The organism is Acinetobacter sp. YH12205 (assembly GCF_013418125.1).
GTDB lineage: Bacteria > Pseudomonadota > Gammaproteobacteria > Pseudomonadales > Moraxellaceae > Acinetobacter > Acinetobacter towneri.
Window position 1 is genome coordinate 113828 of the sequence record NZ_VPCQ01000003.1, and the last position, 23387, is coordinate 137214.

The window sequence follows — 23387 nt, forward strand, 5'->3', positions numbered from 1 at the left end:
GAATCTTTCCAAATCCTCATACGGCCGTAGACTTTGTGCAATTACGCCCATCATGTTTAGCTTCATACAATTTATTATCTGCAAGTTTCAGTACATCAGAAACATCTTCTGCATCTCGAGGCCAAAAAGCGATGCCAACAGAGATGGTGATTTGACCCATCTGATTAATCGTAGTTTCCTGCATGGTTTTTCTAAGCCGCTCTGCAGCTTTATACACCACATTTGCATCTGCAGTCGTCATTAAAACTAGAAATTCTTCACCGCCACTACGACAGCAAACATCCTGTTCCCTAAAATTAGTTAGCATTATTTGCGCGAGCGTTTTAAGTACCACATCACCTTGATCATGCCCATACTGATCATTAATTTGCTTAAAAAAATCTATATCAATGGCTAATACTGCAAATTCGGTACGAGTCTCTAGCAGTTCATTTAAAAATAATTGCATACCACGACGGTTATATAAACCTGTTAATGGGTCCGTATTGACACGATGTTTTAACTCCGCAATCCGATCACTAAAGGTTTCCGAACTCATTAATAATGAGGTTCTAAACTTTAAAACCTCGAAATACCACGGATCAACTTCTTTAATTTTATTTTCAATGTCCGCATGATTGAGCATACTTGCCATACGTGCCAAGCGGTTCAAAGGTGAAGAAATAAAGCTTGAGATATACCAAATCAATAAAAAAATAAAAAAGTAAAAAATGAAGATTCCAATCGATACTTTAAAAATCAGCGTATTAGCTTGTGCAAGTAAATCATCTGTGGGCTGCTGAGAAACTACAATCCAATTTACACTTGGAATATGTGCAAAACCCGCCAAATTATCTATACCTAAACTATTCTTTAAACGAATTGATCCCTTTGTATTCTTATTAATATAATCCAAACCTGTATTATTGATAATTTTTTCACCAATTCGCTTTTTATCTGGATGAAAAATAATACGATTATGTTGATCAATCACATACATATAACTTTTTTTATAATCATACTGAGTATTGAGCATGGTATTAATCAAGTTCTGCTCCTGTAAATAAATCGTACCACTGATTAAGCCTAAATATTGATGTGTTTTATTATAAATAGGTTGTGACATCATGACGATTAAATTATTACTTATAGACCAATAGGGAGATGAAATATAAGTTTTCTTTTTTTCAATAGATCCATCAATACCAATGGTACTATAAGCCTGATTAAAATTAAGTTTTAATGTATTAGGTGCATAAGCTAAAATATGTTTATTCTGCTCTACCAATAAAACACTATTAAAATTATTCGATTGATTTTTTAAGCGTTTTACTTCTTCTTTTCTAACTTGTGTATTATAAAATTTTTTTTCTAATAAACGTGCACTATAATCCAACTCTTGCAGCATATCTGAAAAATGTTGATTGGCACTGGTGGCAATTTTTTCTGCATATTTTTCATTGATCGAAAGTGAATTTTGAATTAATTGTTGTTTAATTACATAATTTAAAATAAAAATACTTACGACAAATAAGCCTGATACACTTAAAATTGTGGAAATTAAAATAAGTTTACGCAGATCCAATCCAAGTCGTAGTAAAAAATGTTTCAACAGTTCCTACCCCAAAAATTCAAAAACTGTGACAATTGCCAACTTTAACACATAATTTTACAACTCAATCACATAATTTTAAAGCAATATAGTTGAATTTTTGATGTTCAATTCAACAAATTGGATAATTCGCTTGTTGCTGACCACAAACTAAATCAGAAATATATCCTCTAAATACAATTTCTACCACACACTTCCTAAGAATGCACCGACTAATAACAAATAAAGACAACTTGAATTTTTTCGTTCTTATTTTTTGCTGAAAACCTTGTCTATTCGATAAATTTTTAGGGTCAATTACTCATAAAATTACAAAAAATAAATATTTATTCCATGCTTTAAATTTATCCTATCCACCTAATAAATAAATTGTTTTCTCTTATGTTTAAGACACTTTTCACTATAAGCAGTTGCTGACTTTTAACAGCATGTATTGTAGTTGACGGAACAGCATCGGGGCAGATTCCCAATATCGTCATTCAACCTCAAATTCCAGCAAGTACACCTGTAGAACGTCCTGCACAACAAACCATTTATATGCCAACACCTATGCCTTATCCTGCACAAACATGGCAACAAAAAGTCAAAATTAAAACCTATGATGGTCGCTGCGTAGATTTTAGTCGCAGTAATCAACGTTCCATTCAGACTTCACATTGTCATGATGGTACCAATCAGCATTTTATTTTCCATCCTGATCAAAGCATTACCGTGCAAGGTAAATGTCTAGATGTAGCAGGAAAACAGAAACATGATGGTGCTGAAGTAATTGCTTATACCTGTAATGGACAAAGTAACCAAAAATGGTATCTCGATGGTCAGCGTATTCGTAGTGCAGATACAGGCAAATGTTTAGATATTTATAATGGAAAAATGAAAATGTATAGCTGCAATCAAAATCGTGGGCAGAAATTTAGTTTTATTGCCTTATAAAAAAGAATCACTAATTCCCTCAGCCTAGCCTGCTCTTTTGAAGATGAGGGAATTAGCGAATGATAATTTAAAAAATTATAAAAATTTTACTTTAAATACGATTAATTAAGGATGCTGACTAAACAAATCAAAAATCACTTTTCTTAACCACTGATGACTGGTTTGGTGATGACAAGACGTATGCCAATATTGTCGTACAGGATAGGTTGGAAAATTCAAAGGCGCACTCACTACTTGTAAATTACCGCGTGCCAATAACACCTCACTTAAATAATAAGGCACTGTCGCAATCATATCGGTTTCTTGCACAATTAAACCGACCCCTAAATAACTTGGGATACTCATTAGAATATTACGTCTTAAACCACGATTGCTTAATTCATTTTCAATATGGTAGTGACCTATACTGGTATCTACATCGACATGCGATTCACGAATATAAGCTTCAACATCTAAACTTTTTTCACAAATACGTGGATGATCTTTACGACTAATCACCACATAATATTGTAAAAATAATTGCTGCTGATAAAAACCCTGCTCTAACTCAGGTAAAAAACCAATCGCAAAATCAATTTCACCATTTGCCATTTGATAACTGGTTTCACGGGTAATAGGACGAATTTTAATCCGCACTGAAGGTGCATATTTTTTTAAAAACTTGGTCAGTTTTGGCAATAAAACCAAATGCGAAACATCGGTCATTGCCAAGGTAAATAATTGATCGGAATGTGTCGGATCAAAATCGACTTTAAAATTATTGACCGTTTCAATTTTATTAATAATTTCACTAATCGGTGAAAAAATCTGTTTCGCCAACTCTGTAGGCAACATTTCATTGCCAACCCTTAAAAATAATGGGTCATTAAAATGCTGACGAATTTTATTTAAACAGTTACTAACCGCAGGCTGACTCATGCCCAATGCATCTGCTGCTGCAGACACATTTTTTAATTTATATACATAGTAAAAAATCTGTAGCAGTTTGCTATCTAACTTAAACATATCCATCTTTCCTTAGAATCAGTTTCACTGCTCAGTTTTCATCCTTATTTAACGCCAAGCTTTTAATTTAGAGCTATGCCCAATGCCCACATTAAAACAATTGGTCGGATCCAATTTTTGATAATGCTGCTTTAAGGCAGGCTTCGCCACATATAAATGCCCAACATTATGCTCTGCAGGATACTCTGCCCCACGTGCATCAAGCAATGACCACATTTGATGTTCCATCGCCAACGGGTCTACGCCTTTTTTAATAATATAGTCCTGATGAAAGACATGACATAAAAAATGACCATAATACAACTTATGTATAATCGCCTGCTCCAACTCTTCGGGCAAGGTTTCAACCCATTGCTGATCATTACGTCTTAACGCAATATCTAAAGCAACAATGTCTTCCACTTCATTTCGATGTGTATCACGATAACGAATTGCAGCACCTGCCACTGCAAAGCGATGCAGAAAAGCCTTGCGGCCTTCATCTTCATTACATAGAAAAAAACTGCCGGAATTGCGCGTGATAAAATAATCCATTAAAAACTGCTGTACTGCCGCAACATCTTGCTGCTCAATGCGCAAAATTAAATGATGTTCATACAAATCACGAAATTGGTTCATGCGTTCTGGTAAATGATTTGGCAGTAGTTTCGTGAACATTTGCAAAACTTTATCCGACAATCCACGCATGCCCCAACGGGTTAGAAAACCATCAACTTTGTCTTTCATGGCAAAAGCTGCAGGTACTTTACTGGTGCCAAACTTCTCGATAAACAAGAAGCTGTCTTTGCCATATTCTGCACCAATGTCATAGGCATCTCGATGAATATACTCGCCAGCAATCGGTACACGCGGCAAATCACGTAATAAAAAACGGCGAATCGCGGTTAAATCATCCTGCTGATTGCTGCCGATATAAAACACCTGACTCGGAATTTTCTCAAACGTATCCAAACGCACTGCAAACACACAGACTTTACCTGCCGAACCCGAAGCTTCAAACAAACGGCTCGGGTCGGCATTAAACCGTGCAGGCGTATCGGCATCGACTTGGGCAACATCATGCACGTAACGCTGATCTGAAGCACAACAATGTTCCGAATATTCAATATCTTCAGGGCGATATTGTTGTTGCTCAAGTTTGGTTAAAATTTCTTCTGGCGAGTTCCCTAAATTCACCCCCAAATGATTGATGAGTTGCAACTCGCCCAGTGCATCGACTTGTGCATATAAGGCCAACTCAGTATAGGCAGGACCACGTCTGACCAATGCACCACCTGAATTATTACATACCCCGCCCAACACTGAAGCGCCAATACAAGATGAACCAATGACTGAGTGTGGCTCACGCTGATGCGGCGCCAATTGCTGTTCCAAAGCATCCAATGTTGCACCAGGCAAGCAAATCACTTGCTTGGCATCGTTGATGAGCTGAATACCTTTTAAACGTTGGGTGTTGATCAAAATTACAGGACGATCATAGTCATCACCAAAAGGGGTAGAACCACCCGTGAGTCCAGTATTGGCGGCTTGCATAATAATAATGCAATCTGCTGCCACAGCCACTTGTAACACTTGCCACTGCTGCAATAAAGAACCTGGCGTGACCACCGCAAAAACCTGTCCTTCGCCAAAACGTCGCCCTTGACGATATAAACGAGTATCTGATTCATGGGTCAATACATGCGCTTTTCCCACAATATCGACCAAGTTTTTGAGGGTTGCTGCAGCATCAAATTGTGTTGCAGAAGAAATTGTCTGTGGCATAGTGTACAAGTCCTGAAACAAGGTGAAAAATACAATTAAGCGATTCAGCCAAATGCATCGGTTGATGGATTGATCGCTCCTGTTGGCAATTTAGCCTTTCAGTTCACGCTCAAGTTGTACCAAGCAATCTGAGTTAATCGCTTGAATGTTTTTAGCACCCGTTAAGGTCATTGCGACTCGCATTTCTTTATCAATCAATTCGAGTAAATTACTCACACCCGCCCCACCTGCTGCACCTAGTGCATAAATAAAGGCACGTCCGAGCATACAAGTATCCGCACCCATCGCCAACATGCGCACCACATCTAGGCCATTACGAATACCTGAATCCACTAGAATTTTTAGATCTCCTTTTACTACATCGGCTATTGGCGGTAAAGCACGTGCAGTCGAGAGCACACCATCTAACTGACGACCACCGTGATTGGACACCACAATTCCATCAGCCCCAAAACGAACAGCATCCTTAGCATCTTCTGGGTCTAAAATGCCTTTAATGACCATTGGGCCATCCCAGAATTCACGAATCCACTCCAAGTCTTTCCATGAAATAGATGGGTCAAAGTTATTGCCTAACCAGCCAATATAATCTTCAAGTCCTGTTGGTTTGCCTAAGTATTTAGAGATATTGCCCAAGTCATGCGGACGACCTAGTAAGCCAACATCCCATGCCCAGTTTGGATGCATCACTGCCTGCATATAGCGGCGCATAGCAGCATTTGGACCACTCATGCCCGAATGTGCATCACGATAACGTGCGCCAGGCACAGGCATATCTACCGTAAAGACTAAGGTTGAACAGCCTGCTGCTTTGGCACGTTCCAAGGCATTGCGCATAAAACCACGGTCACGTAATACATATAATTGAAACCACATTGGGCGTGAAATGGCAGGCACCACTTCTTCAATTGGGCACACCGACACGGTAGATAAAGTAAACGGAATACCTTTTTTGTCAGCTGCAACTGCAGCCTGCACTTCACCACGGCGCGCATACATGCCCGTTAAACCCACAGGTGCCAAAGCCACAGGCATTGACAAGGTTTCATTAAATAAGGTGGTTTCTAAACTCAAAGCCGACATGTCATTCAAAACACGTTGGCGCAAGGCAATCTGTGAAAGGTCTTCCACATTTCTTTTCAGCGTTTGTTCCGCGTACGCACCTCCATCAATATAGTGAAATAAAAATGGCGGTAAACGGCGTTTGGCTGCTTCGCGGTAATCATTCGCAGAAGAAATAATCATGGCGCTATCCTGTTTAATCGACTCGCACGCTGACGACGCGCATCTTCCTCGTCTATCATGCGTACTTGTTGAACTACAAATTCAATATGTCCACACACTGCCGAACGGGCAGCTTCTGGATCCTGGCGTTCAATTGCATCCATCACTTGAAAGTGTTGATCGTGCAACTGATCGAAACGGTGGGCTTCGGTATAGACTTTGCGTCTGCCCAAAACTACGTTGTATTGCAACAAATCAAATAAGCCGCGCATCATTTGAATGAGCACCAAATTGTGCGATGCTTCGGCAATTGCCAAATGAAACTTGGCATCGGCAATTGCTGCCTGATCGTCATCACCTAAAATTTGAAAATGGGCGATTTGCTCATAACAGGCACGGATGTTTTTCAAATCCTCAGCAGTTGCCCGCTGTGCGGCATACCATGCCGTACCACCTTCAAGCACCATTCGTGCTTCCTGCACATCAAAACGATAAGCAGGATCTTCATCAATCAGGTTACTTAAAGGCTGCACAATTTGATATTGCGACCAATTGGTAGGCAGTTGTTGCAAAAAAGTACCCGCTCCAACTTTGCTGACCAGCATGCCCTGACTGGTCAATTGCTGAATAGCCTCACGCAAAGAGGAACGGGAAACCCCGAGTTGTTCACATAACTTTCTTTCGGCAGGCAATCGGTCTCCGACTTGCATCTGATTTTTTTCAACCAGTGTGCGCAGGTCTTGAACAACTTTGTCGGAAACTTTCATGCGGCTATCCTCTTGTGCATGTGGTTATGGAATCATCCATGGGAACACATAAGCTTGTAGAGTGATAATAATACCGATCATAACGGTGAACGTGATACTATGTTTCACGGTAAAGCGGAATAAATCCGATTCTTTTCCGACTAAACCCACTGCCGCACAGGCAATTGCAATCGATTGTGGTGAAATCATTTTGCCTGTTACTCCACCACTGGTATTGGCAGCAACCAACAAGACTTCTGGTACACCAATTTGCTGTGCAGTTGTGGCTTGCAAGGCAGCAAATAAGGCATTGGCTGATGTATCTGAACCTGTCAAGAACACTCCAATCCAACCTAAAAATGGCGAGAAGAATGTGAAAGCATTGCCTGTGTGTGACAAAGCCAGTGCCAAAGTCGCAGACATGCCTGAATAATTGGCAATAAAAGCAAAAGCCAACACCATCCCAATCGAATAAATTGGTGTTTTTAACTCATTGATGGTTTCTGCAAAAGTTTTAACAGCTTCGCGCGGTTTCATTTTTAAGTAAATGATGGTGATGACAGCCGCAATCATAATTGCAGTCCCTGTTGCACTCAGCCAATCGAACTTAAAGATTGCATCGTAGTCTTTAACATCAGCGACCACAGGCGGCATCTTTTGCACCAGTTGGTGTAAAAATGGCACTTTGATGGAAATTACCCAGTCGTGCATCGCGCCATCTTTGGCAAATAAATCTTTAAACGGCTTGATGCTCCAAATAGTGACCATCACCGTTAACACTGCAAAAGGTGACCATGCTTTGACAATCTGACCCATGCTGTATTTTTGCTGTTGTTCTGCAACTAAGTTGGCATCCACTTTGGTGTCTGCATCGCTAAAACGGAAAATGTGTTTTGGCTGCCAGAATTTAAACAACACCGTTAAACTGACCAAAGATGCAATTGCAGCGGTAATATCGGGTAACTCAGGCCCTACAAAGTTAGAGGTCAAGTATTGTGCAATCGCAAAAGCACCACCACCCACCAACACTGCAGGCCAAGTTTCTTTCACACCGCGCCAGCCATCCATAATTGCCATAATCCAGAACAGCACAATAGGCACCATAAATGGCAACTGACGCCCAACCATCTGGCTAATTTCCATGGTTTCTACACCCGAAACCTGACCCGCCACAATAATTGGAATCCCCATTGCGCCAAACGCAACAGGTGCGGTGTTCACAATCAAACATAAACCCGCAGCGTATAAAGGTTTAAAACCCAAACCCACCAACAAAGCAGCAGTAATTGCCACTGGCGCCCCAAAGCCCGCTGCACCTTCTAAAAATGTGCCAAACGCGAAGCCCACTAGTAGCATCTGGAGACGCTGATCTTCTGTAATTGACAGAATAGATGAGCGAATAATGTTAAACTGCCCTGTTTTTACAGAGATTTTATATAAAAATAATGCGCCAATAATAATCCATGCGATTGGCCATAAACCGTAGAAAAAGCCATAGATCAATGAAGCAAAAGCCATTGGTGCAGGCATGCCATAGGCAAATAACGACACTAATAACGCCAAAATAACCGTAATTGTTCCCGCAACACTTCCTTTTAAGCGAAATACAGCCAATGCCAGAAAGAAAAAGATAATCGGGATTAATGCAATAAGACTCGAAATCCAAATATTTGCCATTGGATCGTAGATCTGTTGCCAATGTTGAAGCATTGTCATCTCCTTGAAATGCTCACTCAAACGTAAACATAGGTCTAAGCATATAGATAAAATTCTAATTTTGGTCTGACCAATATTAAGATAAAAATCAAAATACTCTTAACATTTGCAACAAATAATAGTTTTATACAAATAAATGTCAATATTGGTTGGATTGTTTATTCATATGGTCATACCAATTTAAATAAAGATGATCTTTGTTCGCAGCATAAAAAATACGGTGAAGAAAAATTTAAACTTTGTTTTTTCTGTAGTTTTTAAGAGGAAGGAAAAACCAAATTTATTCGGCACAGCCTTATACAACTTTCGTCTAATACAGTAAAATACGTGTGCTTTCTTCTAAGATGAATTGAACGCTTGATCAAAGGAATCATGGATAAATTCAGCTCAAGTGGCCGCTATTCGGCTTAAAAACATGTGGATTAAAAGAATTTTTTAGACAAAAAAATAACGCCATTATTGACTGCAACAATGGCGTCATCGTGTATTTATAACAGCAACTCACACCTTACTGTGGCTTAACCTGTCACCACGTTCAGGCGCTTTAAACGCGAAATATGCAAATCAATTTGCCCTGCAATTTCAGGTAAAATTTGCTTTAAAAACTGGCTATAGTTCATTGCATCTTCTGCTCTTAATACGCCTGCTTGTACCAATTGTTCCTGCTGTAGCAACATACTTTGTACACGGTTTAAATCAGGCTTTTGCCCTTGGCTTAAACCTGTACTAATTTGCTTAAAGCCTAAATACAACTGATCACGTTGCTGGATTAATTGCTGCATTTCAACTGCAGATACCGCAGCACGCTCTAGCATAGCGTTTGTTTCCAGTACATTTTCAGATTCATCTGAATATAGACTTTGCGTTGTTTCTATCTCTGTGGAAGCCGTGTTCGGTTTCACCCACACTGTTTCCGAAACAGTCTTATTCGGTGGTTGAAATACATACACCACGGTAAACAACACCGCGACCGCAAAAACAAAAAAGCCAATACCGAGCCATCGAGTCCCATTCATGTGCATGCTCCATAAGCAAACCATCCTAAAATGCGCTCAATTCAAATATCGTCTTGAGCGCCTTAGCATGCTTTGCCTGTTATGATCGGCTTAAAAATTACGGCGTCGACCAATCGCTTGGTGCATAACCCAAACGCACTCGCTGTGGGTGATTCCCCACTGGCACACTGCGGACTTTTTCTCCCGTAGCAAAGTCAATCACCGTTACCACATCGGTTTCACTTTCTGAAATCACACAGCTTTTTCCATCTGGGCTACGGGTTGCCCAATATGGTTTACCTGCAGGAATCAGTTTGCCTGCTTTTAAACTCTGACGGTCTACAATGGTCGCGTAATCATCCATCGTGCCTGCCACACAGAGTTTTTCGCCATCTGCGCTGATGGATAAACCATGATGACGTGAATCATTTACCCATTTGCTGCGGTCTTTTGGAATTGTACTGCTGCCTGGTAATTGTCCAATACGCGTGACTTTATCGGTTTTTAAGTCGTATTCCACCAAACCATTAAAAAATGAAACCTGCGCATAAAGTTTGCTTTCATCTTTACTTAGCACCATAGGACGCACTGAGTTGGATAAATCCTTACGTCCAAAGGCATCTAACGCAGGTCGGAAATCAATTTTTTTCAGAACTTTATAATTGTTGGCATCGGCAATGGTAATAAAGCGCTTACCTTTGGTAAAATCTTGCCACTGTGCATCCATCGAAGTTTCTACGTTACCAATCGCAGAGTTTAAGATTTTCGTTCCACCTGCAAAGTAAATATTTTCGTGCGGCTTATCCCCTGTTGCAAAACGCCCCAATTCTTTACCTGTATGAATATCTAAAACATGCACCACATTACCTGACGATGCCGACACAGCAACACGTTGTCCATCTGGTGAAACCGCCATGTGGTCTGCGCGGAAACCTTCGACTGGCGTACGCCAATTAATTTTGCCCGTTTTAATGTTGATGGATACCACATCGGCAAAACTTGGACGTGAAGCCACAATCGACTGTCCATCTGGCGTGGAATACATATCATCCACCAACTGGTCATTGCCCTCACCTGCAGTTTGTTGAATGTAAGTGTAGGCAATCAATTTCACTGGATTTAAATGAATTTCTAATAAACGCTCTTTGCGGTCAGGAATCATATTGACCACACCCACTTTGCCAAAGTCTTGTGAAGGGTGAATCACCGTCACTGTGCCATCCCAGTTATTGCCGACAAAAAAGACTTGTTGGGTATTCGGTGGCTGCGGTAAATAGGTCGAATCTGCATAACTTTGTGCGCTGACACAACTTCCTAAAGCCAGCACGCCTTGAAGTAGATGTTTAAACACCTTGTTGGAATAATTCATGTTCTTGTTCTCCCTGAACAGCAAAATGAAAGTGTTGTTTTTGTTTTGGCTTGTGTTTTTACATATTTGTTGTTTTTAACTGAAGCCTGCCTAATCCATCTTGAAGCGATCTTGAAGATTGTTGGCGTGGCATTGATTGGGCAATAGCATAAGAGTTTTTGTAATTTTGCGTCTAGGGTTCGAGCTAGACTATCCGATAGCAGGTCAATTTTCAGATAAACAGAAATACAGCATCACATCCTGTTAAAATGCCAAGTATGATAAAAGCTTGTTTTTGTCGATGAAATGACAGTAATCCCATACCCATTCAAGCATTTAAACTCAAGAATATAAGGATGTGCCGAGATGCAGTTGTTGGAACTTAAAACCTTGCGTAAACAGCTTCGACAACAGCGCAGAGCGGTCACGCGCACCCAACAGCAACACGCACAGCAAGCTGTTTTGCAGCGGCTAATACGACTGCCAAAATTTCAGTACGCAAAAAAAGTGGGTATGTATTTACATGCTTTTGGTGAAATTCATACACACCGCATCATTGAATATTGCTTCGCGCATAGCAAACAAGTGTATTTGCCCATGATTTGCAATATGAATCAACACTTGGTGTGGGTACAAATCACCCCACAACAATATCGTCAGCGTCGCTTTGCCCATCATCGTTTGGGGATGCAAGAACCAAGAACAAGTCGCGGAAAACACATCTCCCATTTAGATTTAGTCTTGATGCCCTTATTGGCTTGCGATACGCATGGCACCCGCATTGGAATGGGCGGTGGTTATTATGACCGCACTTTAGCCTCTGCCCCGCAGCATCCTTATCGCTTAGGGATTGCACATGATTTTCAGCTAATTCATACACGCTTGCCACGTGAAAATTGGGATCAACCTGTAGATGCCTTACTAACTCCACAACATTTTTTACAGTTTAAACGCACCTTGAAACGCTAAATTGATCATTTTGACTGAATAGATCAATTTAAAATCACATATTTAGCTACTTTTTAAACAATTTGTGTTGACCTACCCTTGTATTTTAAAAAATACCCATCACTATTAAAAACATGGCAACACCGTTGTCACTCATTAGGAGTGCCCATGTCTGAAATTATTATGAATCAAGAAACCTTAGAGCCTCAGGTTCCAAGTGTATTACCGCTTTTAGCGCTACGTGATGTGGTGGTTTATCCACACATGCAAATCGCGCTATTTGTAGGTCGTGAAAAATCGATCAATGCAGTTGATGTGGCTCGTAACAGTGACAATCTAGTATTTGTAGTTGCGCAAAAAGATTCGCTTACAGAAGAAATTGATCACGACAATTTATATCAATACGGTACTGTCGCGAAGATTGTGCAAGTTGTGAATCACGAAAATGATGAAAACTGTATCAAAGTTCTGATTGAAGGCTTATACCGCGCCAAACTCGAAAAAATTATTGATGAAGACGCGTATTTGACTGCAGAACACAGCTTGAGCCCAATGACTGTTGCGATGGATGAAAATACCCAAGCAACACGTTTGCAAGAATTACGTGCCTTATTTGCGCAATATGCAGAAGCAAAATTACGCAATGCACGTGAACTGATTGCTGCTGCCAATAAAATTGAAGATTTATTGCAGTTGTTGTTCTTTGTTGCAACCCGTGTGCCATTGAATATTGATGTCAAACAAAAATTCCTTGAGCACGATGAGTTTGAAGCTCACTTGACCGAGTTAATGACTTATTTATTGCAACAGTCTGAAGAACAGCAGATTGAGCAAACCTTGCATGACTCTGTTAAACGCCAGATGGAAAAAAATCAGCGTGAATACTTCTTGAATGAGAAGATGAAAGTCATTCAACGCGAACTGTCCGATATGAACGGCGGTGCGGAAGATGATGTCGCTGAAATTGAAAAACGTCTGGCCGAAGCAGACTTGCCAGAACATGTCCGCAAAAAAGCAGAAGCTGAGTTCCGTAAGCTAAAAGCCATGCAACCTGCATCTAGCGAAGCGGCTGTGGTACGTAACTATCTGGAAGTAATTTTAGATACGCCATGGAACAAAGCCAGCAAAGTCAGCATTAACTTGGCGAAAGCACAAGAAATTTTAGATGCCGACCATTACGGTTTAGATGAAGTCAAAGACCGTATTGTGGAATACCTTGCTGTGCAGTCGCGCGTGAAAAAACTCAAAGGTCCAATTCTGTGCTTAGTCGGTCCTCCGGGTGTAGGTAAAACCTCACTGGGTGAATCGGTTGCAAAAGCCACTGGACGTGAGTTCGTGCGCATGGCGCTAGGCGGCGTACGTGATGAAGCGGAAATTCGCGGTCACCGCCGTACCTATATTGGTGCGATGCCGGGTAAAATTGTGCAGTCATTGACTAAAGTTGGTGTGAAGAACCCACTGTTCTTGCTCGATGAAATTGACAAAATGGCACAGGATTACCGTGGCGACCCTGCATCTGCTTTGTTAGAAGTACTTGATCCATCACAAAACAACAAGTTTAATGATCACTATTTAGATCTAGACTTAGACTTGTCTGAAGTGATGTTCATTTGTACTGCCAACAGCATGAATATTCCAGAAGCTCTGTTAGATCGTATGGAAGTAATTCGTCTACCGGGTTATACCGAAGATGAAAAAGTGAATATTGCAGAACGCTATCTTGTCCCTAAAGCCATCAAAAATAATGGCTTGCGTGCTAAAGAATTGACGGTTCATGAAGAAGCGATTCGTGACATTGTGCAGCGCTATACACGTGAAGCAGGTGTGCGTAGTCTGGAACGTGAAGTGTCAAAAATTGCCCGTAAGGTGGTGAAAGAAGCAGTCAGCAAAAAAGCCAAAAACCTACAGGTAGATGTGACTTCACAAAACTTGCCTGACTACCTTGGTCCACACAAATTTGACTATGGTATGGCAGAAGAAGAAGCCGAAGTGGGTCGTGTAAATGGCTTGGCTTGGACTTCAGTGGGTGGTGAATTACTCACCATTGAAGTGGCAACCATGAAAGGCAAAGGTAATTTCATCACCACAGGTTCATTGGGTGATGTGATGCAAGAGTCAATCAAAGCCGCGATGACCGTTGTGCGTACCCGTGCCGACAGTTTAGGCATTGAAGCCAATGTATTTGCCGAAACCGATGTACACGTACACTTGCCAGAAGGTGCAACACCTAAAGATGGTCCATCTGCAGGTTTGGCATTGACTACGGCATTGGTATCTGCATTTACAGATATTCCAATTCGTCCTGATATTGCCATGACAGGCGAAACCAGCTTACGTGGTCGTGCAATGCGCATTGGTGGCTTGAAAGAGAAACTTCTTGCGGCACATCGTGGTGGTATCAAACTGGTATTTATCCCACAGGAAAACGTGCGTGACTTGTCTGAAATTCCAGACAATGTCAAAGAAGGTTTGGAAATCAAGGCTGTGAAAAGCATTGATGAAATCTTGCCTTTGGCACTGACCAGTATGCCTAAGCCTTTAACCAAGGCACCGATTGTGAAGCCAATAGCAGCAGGCAAAGCCGCACGTCATTAAGCAAGTTACTCTGCTTTAAGCATAGAACATCTCAAAAGAGCACTTCGGTGCTCTTTTGTTGTATTTAGATTCTGGATTTAAAATAATTGAATAATTTTTTAATTATTTTTAAAATGGATAGTCTGTTTTTAATTCAATTTCCTTGAAAAATAGGCAAACCATCCACATATATAAATTTAAGATACATCGCGCTGTATGTTTCTTGTTTGGTCTATTTAGACCGATAAATTGATCAGACGCTTTTGATTGAAGCGTGCTTCATGGTCTGGTCATCCATATCTCCAGGTGGATGACCTTTTAACCGCAGTCCTATTTCAATTCAGGGCTGCGTTTTTTATGCGCTGCGATCAATCATCAAGGTGATAAAATCTGTGCAACCAAGCCATTCACGACATGTGCCATTTTTTCAAAATTTACTGTTTTTAAAGTATCACCTGTGGTATGGCGAAGTGTGCTGCGATAACTGCCCGTATCGGTAATTAAAATGGCAGGAATATCATATTTCCAATAATTTAAATGATCTGAAAAATCCATGCCCTTGACGAAAGTCGGTGCGACCACACGCTCACATTGCAATTGATTCAAACGCTGCATCGCATTGCAATAGGTTGCACTCATTTCACGTGACTGCATATTGCTCAATGCCGCAATAAAATTGCCATGACTTGGGTAAATCCACTTTAAACCGATTGGGTAATTTTGCACCAAATTTTTATCGTAATAACCAATCATATCCAGCACATACACCGCACGGATTTTTTCTTTTTCAGCCTGCACAGATTTGGCATGTATAAAACTGCCCATCGACTCGGTTTTAAAAAATGGTGGCTCTGCCAAGGTATAAAAAACAAATTCAACATTTTGACTAAGTTTATTCTTTTCCTGCGCCAAAATTCGTGCTGTTTCGATTACACCTGCAACGCCAGAAGCGTTGTCATTTGCCCCCTGCTGCTGCCCATAAACATCGTAATGCGCACCAAAAATCGTTTTTTGCGCAGCACCGATATTCAATTTGCACACCACATTGCGGTAGCTTTGCTGATTGACCACATAATTTTGAAATTGACACGGAATTCCAAATACTCGCATTTGTTCCCGAATCCATGCCGAAACCCGATTCAGTTCAATCACATTTTTATAATGACGATACTGTTCGGAATTACCCAAACCCTGCTGCCCAATCACTTGCTGCATATAGACTTGCAAATTGTTTGGTTCTGCCCATTGAGCCTCAGGCACAGCAAATGTAGCAGTGGTCATCAATCCCATACCCGCGCCCAATATCCATGAATATAACTGCTGACTTTGAAACGCGCGCATGCTGATAATTCCAAGACAAAAAAGACCAATAAGATTGCTGAGTATTAAAGCAACAGCCTGTTGGCAAATTCAATTGCAAATTGTGTCGTTACACAGCGCTTGTGTTGAATCATGGTTATAATGCGAGATTCTGATTGATCGCTACATGAACTCGCCTATGAAAATTCGCATTCTGACCATTGGACAAAAAATGCCTGCTTGGGTGCTGACTGGTTTTGAAGATTATTTCAAACGGATTCAGCCTTTTGTGCAGACTCAAATTGTCGAACTGCCAATGGCGAAACGTGGCAAAAATGATTCTGAGGCCGATATTCTAAAATATCGCCAAATTGAAGGTGATAGCATTTTAAATGCCATGAAAAACAATGAGCTGTTAATTGCCTTGGAAGTGGGCGGCAAAGAGTTCAGCACCGAAAAACTTGCAGAAACCATGAAAGGCTGGATGCTAGAAGGCAATGATGTCGTGCTTGCGATTGGTGGACCAGATGGTCACTCTGAAGCAGTACGTAAAGCAGCAGCATGGCATTGGTCATTATCCAAACTAACTTTGCCACACCCTTTAGTTCGCGTGATGCTGATTGAGCAGCTATACCGTGCTATGAGCATCAACCACAACCATCCTTATCATCGTGCAGGTTAAATCAACTTATTCAATTTGTACGTTGAGTTATCAAAATATCTTCAACTCAAACGACGTTGCAAAGCTGCAACATAGCGTTGAACAAAAGTACATTTCGCTATACACACTTTTTTGCGATGCTGTAGAACAGCAGGCTTTAGGGATCTAGGCATGAACTTACAGACATTACCCGGTTTATTTATCTCACATGGTTCGCCCATGTTGGCACTCAATCCTGAACAGGTCGGGCCTGCACTCAGCCGTTTAAGTGAAAATTTGCCAACACCGCAAGCCATTGTGGTGATGTCGGCGCATTGGGAAAGTAATGCACTGGAGGTCAACACAGGTATTCGCCCTGAAACATGGCATGACTTCCGTGGTTTTCCTGAAGCCTTGTACGCCCTGCGCTACCCTGCACCTGGCTTACCTGAACTGGCAGAAGATATTTTGCAGCGTTTCGCTGATGCGGGCTTTGCTGCCCATGCCAACAGCACACGCCCGCATGATCATGGCGTATGGATGCCATTACTACACATGTATCCCGATGCCAATATTCCAGTGATTACCATTTCTTTGCCCATGAATATGAGCGCCGAACAGATTTATCACATTGGGCAAAGTTTAGCGCCATTACGTGAACAGCAAATTTTACTGATTGGCTCAGGCAGTATCACCCATAACTTACGTGAATTATCATGGAATACACCCAATGCGGCTGTGCCTGAATGGGCATCTAGTTTCCGTAATCGTGTGGTGCAGCATTTAAGTCATCGCAATTATGATGCAGTACTAGATTGGCAACAATTGCCACATGTAGCACGTAATCACCCAACCCTAGAACACTTTGCACCGCTGTTTTTTGCAATGGGTACGGGAGATCGATTTAACATTGTACATAGCAGCTTTAGCATGGGTTCACTCGGTATGGATATTTATCGTTTTGACTAACCGATAGCTCCGCTTATTTAAAATCTGACTTTTTAATTTGGATACATTTTGTTAGCAAAAGCTACGATTTGTATCCATATTTTTTGTTAATCTCTTGATTATAATCACGTTGAAACTTTAGCACATAGAATATAAACCAATGAAATTCAGTATTTTTGCGCTTGCCCTGCTCCCTTTGGCTTTAACTGCATGTCAATCTTCACATCTTCCTGCTACTTCAGGAGATCCGGCTATTTCTACTCTATCCACCACATTAAAAACGCCTACACAAATTTTGCCCGCTTATACCTGGGAACTTGATCGTGGGCTGCAACGCCCGATTGTTCTGAGCTTTGATCAACGAGGCAGACTAAGTGTAGCTTCTGGCTGTAATGGCCTTGGCACGAGCTGGACTGTTAAAGATAATACCCTGAGTACGGGTGACATGATGGGCACCATGATGGCATGTGATGCACCATTAATGGAACAGGAACGTTTTATCAGCCAGCTTCTGCAAAAACGTAATATTCCGTTTAGTCTGGATCTAAATGATGCCAATCAGCCAAAACTGAGTATTACTGCAGCTGATGGTCAAAAATATGTCTTTACCGGAAAAATGACACCGGAAACCAAATACCAAGGTCAGGCAGAAACCATTTTCCTGGAAGTTTCGTCACAGACTAAAGCCTGTACGGGTGTAGCTCAGCAAACCTGCTTACAGGTGAAAGAAATCAAATATGATGAAAAAGGCTTAAAGACTCAGGTCGATAAAGACTGGACTTTATTTTACGATCAGATCGAAGGTTTTCAGCATTCATCGAATGAGCGTCAGATTATTCGGGTAAAACGTTATGAAATTAAAAATCCGGCAGCTGACCAGTCTAAATATGCCTATGTATTCGACATGACCGTAGAGCGTGAAGCAGTCAAAGGCACTCTATAACGATAAAATCGCAATATAAAAAAACCGAGGCATTCACCTCGGTTTTTTTTCAAGCTTAAACTCAGTCAGACTTAGAATACGCCTTGAGAAAGCATTGCATCAGCAACTTTTACGAAGCCAGCGATGTTTGCGCCGTCTACATAGTTCACGGTACCGTCTTCTTTCGTACCGAATTTTACGCAGTTGCGGTGAATTTCTTTCATGATTGCGTGTAAGCGCTCATCAACTTCTTCGAAAGTCCAGCCTAAACGCAATGCGTTTTGAGACATTTCCAGACCAGAAGTTGCTACACCACCGGCGTTAGATGCTTTACCTGGCGCATAAAGAATTTTCGCTTCAACGAATTTCTCAACCGCTTCAAGTGTAGAAGGCATGTTCGCACCTTCAGCAACACAGATTACGCCGTTTGCAAGAAGCGCTGCTGCATCATTCGCATCAAGTTCGTTTTGAGTCGCACATGGAAGCGCGATATCACATTTAATACCCCAAGGACGTTGACCTTCAAGGTATTCAAAACCGTGCTTAGACGCAAATTCAGAAATACGACCACGTTTTACGTTTTTAAGTTCCATCACTTCAGCAAGTAATTCTGGCGTGAAACCTTCTTTCACGTACACAGTACCATTCGAGTCAGAAAGTGAAACTACTTTCGCACCCAAGTACATTGCTTTGTCTGCAGCAAATTGTGCAACGTTGCCTGAACCAGAAATCGCAACGACTTTATCTTTAAAGCAATCGCCACGAGTCTTGAGCATTTCCTCAGCGAAATACACAGTACCGTAACCTGTAGCTTCTGGACGCGCCAAAGAACCACCGAAAGACAAGCCTTTACCTGTGAATACACATGAAGTGTCATTGCTGAGCTTCTTCATCATACCCGCCATGTAACCCACTTCACGACCGCCTACACCAATATCACCCGCAGGAATATCCGTGTTAGAACCTAAATGACGATATAACTCGATCATTAAGGCTTGGCAGAAACGCATAATTTCGCCTTCAGACTTACCTTTAGGGTCAAAGTCTGAACCACCTTTACCACCGCCCATTGGCAATGTGGTCAAAGCATTTTTAAAGGTTTGTTCAAAACCTAAGAATTTTAAAATTGAAAGGTTCACTGATGGGTGGAAACGCATACCACCTTTAAATGGACCAATTGCTGAGTTGTACTGTACACGGAATGCACGGTTTACGTGGGTTTGACCTTGGTCATCTACCCAAGAAACGCGGAACTGAATTGCACGCTCAGGCTCAACCAAACGCTCAAGCAAACCATGTGCTGCATATTGAGGGTTCTTTTCAATGAACGGCCAAAGGCTGGTCATTACTTCTTCTACAGCTTGTAGAAACTCTGGTTGATGTGCATCACGTGTTTTAACGTAATCTAGGAATTCGTTAAGGCTGTTGTATTTCAACGCTTAATCCTCAGCAGAAAATGGATCAAAATTGGTCAAAATTTCAATCAATGATATATTTTGGCGCAAAATATTAAATATCTTTTGTTAACAATCTACAATAGTTTTTTTCAAAAAACTTTAAAACATTTGTATTTTCATAAATTTAACTTATTTTTTAGCGTGTTAAGCCCATAAGTTAATGTAACAAATTAATTCATAGTTTTGAGCATTTTTGCCCAAAAAGCTAGCAATTGTTGTTCTTAATTTGCGCACAAGCCTAAAAGCAAAAATCGTGCTAAAATCATCGACCTAGAATTTCCCCCTAGCCTTATCTTCCGTTTTTCTGCTGCTGTTTAAAGTGGCATTGGTTTGTCCATGAATTCGCAAATTGCTCTGATTCAAAATATTGATGCGCTACTCCCTCAAACTCAATGTGGCTTATGTGGTCACCGCGATGGCTGTTTACCCTACGCCAAAGCGATTGCAGAAGGCGAAGCGGCCAATAAATGCGTACCCGGTGGACAACCTGTTGCAGATGCACTAGCAAACTTACTGCAACGCCCTGTATTGACCGCAGAAGCCAGTGTTTGGCCTGTGCAGGCAGATGGACGCCCACAGCGTATGAAAGCGCTAATTCGTGAAGATGAGTGCATTGGTTGTACCAAATGTATTAATGCCTGCCCTGTCGATGCCATTTTAGGCTCAGGCAAACTCATGCACAGCATTTTGACTGATTTATGTACTGGCTGTGAATTGTGTATTCCACCTTGCCCTGTCGATTGCATTGACTTGGTGGAAGATACACAACCCCTGCTTTCTGATAGCGCACGAGTGGCAGAACAGAATGATTTACGCCAACGCTACTACGCCCACATACAACGTGAAGAACAACGTCGTCTGCACCGTAAAGGCCCTGTGGTACGTGCAGAAATTGATACCGAACTGTTTGCTCAATTTTCTGCACAAGCCGATGCTGCTGTGCCTGTGATTGAATTGCCTGTGCAAAAAAATGAACAGATTTCCACTGCCGATGCACAAACCACCATCGAACTGGCAAAATTACGCACACAAATTAAAAAACTCGAAAAACAACTCAGTGTGCGTGACGATGAGAAAAAACGGCTATTACTAACCAATTTACAACAACAGTTACGTGAATTAGGAGCATAAACATGCCCGAAAGAAATACACGTCTGACCAATAAAGCGGTCAAAACAACGGCTGCCAAAAGCACCACGCTCAAAGAAAAGCCGTCTAAAAATATGACCAAAAAGCAAATTCAGACTTTTTTTGAGCGCTTACGTGACCAACGTCCAAATCCGACCACTGAACTGAATTTTTCCAATCCATTTGAATTGCTGATAGCGGTGACCTTATCTGCACAAGCGACCGATGTCAGCGTCAATAAAGCCACCGACAAACTGTTTCCTGTTGCCAATACTCCCGAAGCGATTTATGCCTTAGGTGTGGAAGGTTTAAAAGAATATATTAAAACCATCGGGCTGTATAATTCCAAAGCAGAAAATGTCATTAAAACCTGCAAAATTCTCATCGAAAAACACGGCAGCATCGTGCCTGATAATCGTGCCGATTTAGAAGCCTTGCCCGGCGTGGGACGCAAAACGGCCAATGTAGTGTTAAATACCGCATTTGGACAGCCTACTATGGCGGTCGATACGCATATTTTCCGCTTAGGTAACCGTACAGGTTTAGCTGTAGGTAAAAATGTTTTAGAAGTCGAACACCGTTTGATTAAAGTCATTCCTAAAGAATTTTTAATTGACTCGCATCACTGGCTAATTTTACATGGCCGTTATTGTTGTATTGCGCGTAAGCCTAAATGCGCTGAATGTGTGGTGTCAGATGTGTGTAACTGGCCTGATCGCTTTGAATTTGGTGCACATCGTCATACTACGCTGCATGAAATTCATCACGCGCCCATATCTAAGTAAGTGCTTCGGTAGAGTTTTGCAAAGTGATCTAAGCTTATTGATGACAAGCTAGATCATCAAAGCAATGTGGATTATCCAAAATCGTGTGGATAACTGTGCAATCTATGCACAAGATTGTACAGAGATGAACTTGTTTCTTCATGGTTGGTATTTTCACCGTTACCTAATCTTTTTGTCTCTGTAACTGCTTGAGATTTTATAAAAATTACAATACCTAAAGTAATAATACCAACCACAAGAATTATTAATAGAATTTTATTCTTTTTCATAAGGTTTTATAAAAACTGCCCAAATTTAAAATTGCAATCTTTTGCAGATGTGTGATGATTTATTTATCCTGAGAATCTTCAGACTGACGTTGTTGTTCTTGCTGTTGTTTAAGTTTCGGATGCAATTGATAGTGCTTACCTGATTTTTTTTCAGCCGAATTCTGAGCTTGTGTGTTGCGCAATAACTTATAGCTCACAAAAACAAGAAAGCCTAAAACGGCAATACTTGCCAATAACATGATGATCACAGCAGCATGTTGCAAAGCACTCTCCCAAACTGACACAAATAAAAAGAGCCCTAATATGAATCAGGACTCTTTTAAAGTCAAAACAAGCTGCCTGTTTAAGCGATTTTATTTTCTTTTAAACAGGCTTGGTCTAAAACCTAGACTTATTTTGCTTGGTCTAAAATAGCAAACAAATCTGCTTGAACTTCTTCAATTGGACGAAGACCATTCAATTTGTTATAGCTTGGTGCATTTTCACCAGAAGCAGCACGACCTTGATAGAAGCCAACCAATTGCTCAGTTTCTGAGTGATACGCTTTTAAACGTTTACGAATAGTTTCTTCTTGGTCATCTGGACGTTGAACCAAATCTTCGCCAGTTTCGTCATCTTTACCTTCCACTTTTGGTGGATTGTAAACAAGGTGATAAATACGACCAGATGCAGGGTGCTGACGACGACCAGACAAACGTTGTACGATTTCTTCGTCTGCAACATCAATTTCAATCACGTGGTCGATATTGATGCCTTCGCTTTCCAAGGCTTCAGCTTGTGGAATAGTGCGAGGGAAACCATCAAAAATACAACCATTCACGCAATCTGGCTGCGCAATACGCTCTTTCACTAAGCCAATGATCAGTTCATCAGATACCAAACCGCCACCGTCCATGACGCTTTTGGCTTGTAGACCTAATTCAGTACCTTCACGAATTGCAGCACGGAGCATATCACCGGTTGAAATTTGTGGGATATTGTAGCGCTTACAGATCAACTGAGCTTGTGTACCTTTACCTGCTCCAGGTGGTCCGAGTAAGATAATGCGCATAAAAAAACATCCTCATTTTAACAATGTATTTGACACTCGTTGCA

20 protein-coding genes are annotated in these 23387 nt (G+C 41.1%); 8 read left to right on the forward strand and 12 right to left on the reverse strand.

What is annotated here, in order from left to right:
* Positions 1-16: 16 nt before the first annotated feature.
* Positions 17-1591, reverse strand: a complete 1575-nt coding sequence (locus FTU92_RS04940; RefSeq protein ID WP_180009250.1) for a sensor domain-containing diguanylate cyclase — start codon at positions 1589-1591, stop codon at positions 17-19.
* A gap of 537 nt (positions 1592-2128) precedes the next feature.
* Here FTU92_RS04940 and FTU92_RS04945 point away from each other — a divergent pair.
* Positions 2129-2524, forward strand: a complete 396-nt coding sequence (locus FTU92_RS04945) for a ricin-type beta-trefoil lectin domain protein (RefSeq protein ID WP_257218758.1) — start codon at positions 2129-2131, stop codon at positions 2522-2524.
* Positions 2525-2629: 105 nt separating this feature from the next.
* Here FTU92_RS04945 and FTU92_RS04950 read toward each other — a convergent pair whose 3' ends face one another.
* From FTU92_RS04950 to FTU92_RS04980, 7 genes are all read right to left on the reverse strand, one after another.
* Positions 2630-3529, reverse strand: a complete 900-nt coding sequence (locus tag FTU92_RS04950; protein ID WP_004970549.1) for a LysR family transcriptional regulator — start codon at positions 3527-3529, stop codon at positions 2630-2632.
* A gap of 48 nt (positions 3530-3577) precedes the next feature.
* Positions 3578-5293: a D-lactate dehydrogenase gene (gene dld / locus FTU92_RS04955; RefSeq protein WP_035311162.1), complete on the reverse strand. Its 1716-nt coding sequence runs from the start codon at positions 5291-5293 to the stop codon at positions 3578-3580.
* 90 nt (positions 5294-5383) lie between these two features.
* Positions 5384-6538, reverse strand: coding sequence for an FMN-dependent L-lactate dehydrogenase LldD (gene lldD / locus FTU92_RS04960; RefSeq protein ID WP_180095770.1), 1155 nt, complete (start codon positions 6536-6538; stop codon positions 5384-5386).
* Positions 6535-7284: a transcriptional regulator LldR gene (gene lldR / locus FTU92_RS04965; protein WP_004970689.1), complete on the reverse strand. Its 750-nt coding sequence runs from the start codon at positions 7282-7284 to the stop codon at positions 6535-6537. Before lldR ends, lldD begins: the two co-directional genes overlap by 4 nt.
* A gap of 24 nt (positions 7285-7308) precedes the next feature.
* Positions 7309-8979, reverse strand: coding sequence for an L-lactate permease (gene lldP / locus FTU92_RS04970; protein WP_180095772.1), 1671 nt, complete (start codon positions 8977-8979; stop codon positions 7309-7311).
* A gap of 518 nt (positions 8980-9497) precedes the next feature.
* Positions 9498-9995, reverse strand: coding sequence for a hypothetical protein (locus FTU92_RS04975; protein WP_180095774.1), 498 nt, complete (start codon positions 9993-9995; stop codon positions 9498-9500).
* Positions 9996-10092: 97 nt separating this feature from the next.
* Positions 10093-11343 carry a YncE family protein gene (locus FTU92_RS04980; protein WP_096902747.1) on the reverse strand — a complete coding sequence of 417 codons (1251 nt, stop codon included), beginning with the start codon at positions 11341-11343 and terminating at the stop codon, positions 10093-10095.
* Positions 11344-11694: 351 nt separating this feature from the next.
* Between FTU92_RS04980 and FTU92_RS04985 the strand changes: the two genes are divergently transcribed.
* A complete protein-coding gene (locus FTU92_RS04985; protein WP_026438444.1) occupies positions 11695-12291 on the forward strand; it encodes a 5-formyltetrahydrofolate cyclo-ligase in 597 nt (198 codons plus the stop codon).
* A 147-nt stretch (positions 12292-12438) separates the two neighbouring features.
* Positions 12439-14865, forward strand: coding sequence for an endopeptidase La (lon, locus tag FTU92_RS04990; protein ID WP_180095776.1), 2427 nt, complete (start codon positions 12439-12441; stop codon positions 14863-14865).
* A gap of 354 nt (positions 14866-15219) precedes the next feature.
* On the opposite strand, the gene FTU92_RS04995 is transcribed toward lon, so the two are convergent.
* Positions 15220-16185, reverse strand: coding sequence for a M28 family peptidase (locus FTU92_RS04995; protein ID WP_371971487.1), 966 nt, complete (start codon positions 16183-16185; stop codon positions 15220-15222).
* Between the two features lie 157 nt (positions 16186-16342).
* Here FTU92_RS04995 and rlmH point away from each other — a divergent pair, with 157 nt between their 5' ends.
* The 3 genes from rlmH (at position 16343) to FTU92_RS05010 (ending at position 18674) form a co-directional block, all read left to right on the forward strand.
* On the forward strand, positions 16343-16825 hold the full coding sequence (gene rlmH / locus FTU92_RS05000; RefSeq protein ID WP_026438445.1) for a 23S rRNA (pseudouridine(1915)-N(3))-methyltransferase RlmH: 483 nt from the start codon (positions 16343-16345) through the stop codon (positions 16823-16825).
* Positions 16826-16975: 150 nt separating this feature from the next.
* A complete protein-coding gene (locus tag FTU92_RS05005; RefSeq protein WP_004970707.1) occupies positions 16976-17752 on the forward strand; it encodes a dioxygenase in 777 nt (258 codons plus the stop codon).
* 139 nt (positions 17753-17891) lie between these two features.
* The gene (locus FTU92_RS05010; RefSeq protein ID WP_004970709.1) at positions 17892-18674 is read left to right on the forward strand and encodes an META and DUF4377 domain-containing protein; all 783 of its coding nucleotides are present in this window, start codon (positions 17892-17894) and stop codon (positions 18672-18674) included.
* Positions 18675-18745: 71 nt separating this feature from the next.
* Here the strand turns inward: FTU92_RS05010 and gdhA are convergent, their stop codons facing one another.
* Positions 18746-20089 carry an NADP-specific glutamate dehydrogenase gene (gene gdhA / locus FTU92_RS05015; protein WP_004970711.1) on the reverse strand — a complete coding sequence of 448 codons (1344 nt, stop codon included), beginning with the start codon at positions 20087-20089 and terminating at the stop codon, positions 18746-18748.
* Between the two features lie 357 nt (positions 20090-20446).
* Here gdhA and FTU92_RS05020 point away from each other — a divergent pair, with 357 nt between their 5' ends.
* Positions 20447-21241: an RnfABCDGE type electron transport complex subunit B gene (locus FTU92_RS05020; RefSeq protein ID WP_004970712.1), complete on the forward strand. Its 795-nt coding sequence runs from the start codon at positions 20447-20449 to the stop codon at positions 21239-21241.
* A 92-nt stretch (positions 21242-21333) separates the two neighbouring features.
* Positions 21334-22023: an endonuclease III gene (gene nth / locus FTU92_RS05025; RefSeq protein WP_154321249.1), complete on the forward strand. Its 690-nt coding sequence runs from the start codon at positions 21334-21336 to the stop codon at positions 22021-22023.
* Positions 22024-22351: 328 nt separating this feature from the next.
* Here the strand turns inward: nth and FTU92_RS05030 are convergent, their stop codons facing one another.
* Positions 22352-22576: a hypothetical protein gene (locus FTU92_RS05030; RefSeq protein ID WP_225543532.1), complete on the reverse strand. Its 225-nt coding sequence runs from the start codon at positions 22574-22576 to the stop codon at positions 22352-22354.
* Between the two features lie 107 nt (positions 22577-22683).
* Positions 22684-23343 carry an adenylate kinase gene (gene adk, locus FTU92_RS05035; RefSeq protein WP_004970717.1) on the reverse strand — a complete coding sequence of 220 codons (660 nt, stop codon included), beginning with the start codon at positions 23341-23343 and terminating at the stop codon, positions 22684-22686.
* Positions 23344-23387 lie beyond the last annotated feature (44 nt).

Bases quoted from the DNA above. Each gene is read 5' to 3' on its own strand.
- FTU92_RS04945 (WP_257218758.1), top strand. From the start codon at position 2,129: ATGCCAACACCTATGCCTTATCCTGCACAAACATGGCAACAAAAAGTC.
- FTU92_RS04950 (WP_004970549.1), bottom strand. From the start codon at position 3,529: ATGTTTAAGTTAGATAGCAAACTGCTACAGATTTTTTACTATGTATAT.
- dld (WP_035311162.1), bottom strand. From the start codon at position 5,293: ATGCCACAGACAATTTCTTCTGCAACACAATTTGATGCTGCAGCAACC.
- lldD (WP_180095770.1), bottom strand. From the start codon at position 6,538: ATGATTATTTCTTCTGCGAATGATTACCGCGAAGCAGCCAAACGCCGT.
- lldR (WP_004970689.1), bottom strand. From the start codon at position 7,284: ATGAAAGTTTCCGACAAAGTTGTTCAAGACCTGCGCACACTGGTTGAA.
- lldP (WP_180095772.1), bottom strand. From the start codon at position 8,979: ATGACAATGCTTCAACATTGGCAACAGATCTACGATCCAATGGCAAAT.
- FTU92_RS04975 (WP_180095774.1), bottom strand. From the start codon at position 9,995: ATGAATGGGACTCGATGGCTCGGTATTGGCTTTTTTGTTTTTGCGGTC.
- FTU92_RS04980 (WP_096902747.1), bottom strand. From the start codon at position 11,343: ATGAATTATTCCAACAAGGTGTTTAAACATCTACTTCAAGGCGTGCTG.
- lon (WP_180095776.1), top strand. From the start codon at position 12,439: ATGTCTGAAATTATTATGAATCAAGAAACCTTAGAGCCTCAGGTTCCA.
- FTU92_RS04995 (WP_371971487.1), bottom strand. From the start codon at position 16,185: ATGCGCGCGTTTCAAAGTCAGCAGTTATATTCATGGATATTGGGCGCG.
- rlmH (WP_026438445.1), top strand. From the start codon at position 16,343: ATGAAAATTCGCATTCTGACCATTGGACAAAAAATGCCTGCTTGGGTG.
- FTU92_RS05005 (WP_004970707.1), top strand. From the start codon at position 16,976: ATGAACTTACAGACATTACCCGGTTTATTTATCTCACATGGTTCGCCC.
- FTU92_RS05010 (WP_004970709.1), top strand. From the start codon at position 17,892: ATGAAATTCAGTATTTTTGCGCTTGCCCTGCTCCCTTTGGCTTTAACT.
- FTU92_RS05020 (WP_004970712.1), top strand. From the start codon at position 20,447: ATGAATTCGCAAATTGCTCTGATTCAAAATATTGATGCGCTACTCCCT.
- nth (WP_154321249.1), top strand. From the start codon at position 21,334: ATGACCAAAAAGCAAATTCAGACTTTTTTTGAGCGCTTACGTGACCAA.
- adk (WP_004970717.1), bottom strand. From the start codon at position 23,343: ATGCGCATTATCTTACTCGGACCACCTGGAGCAGGTAAAGGTACACAA.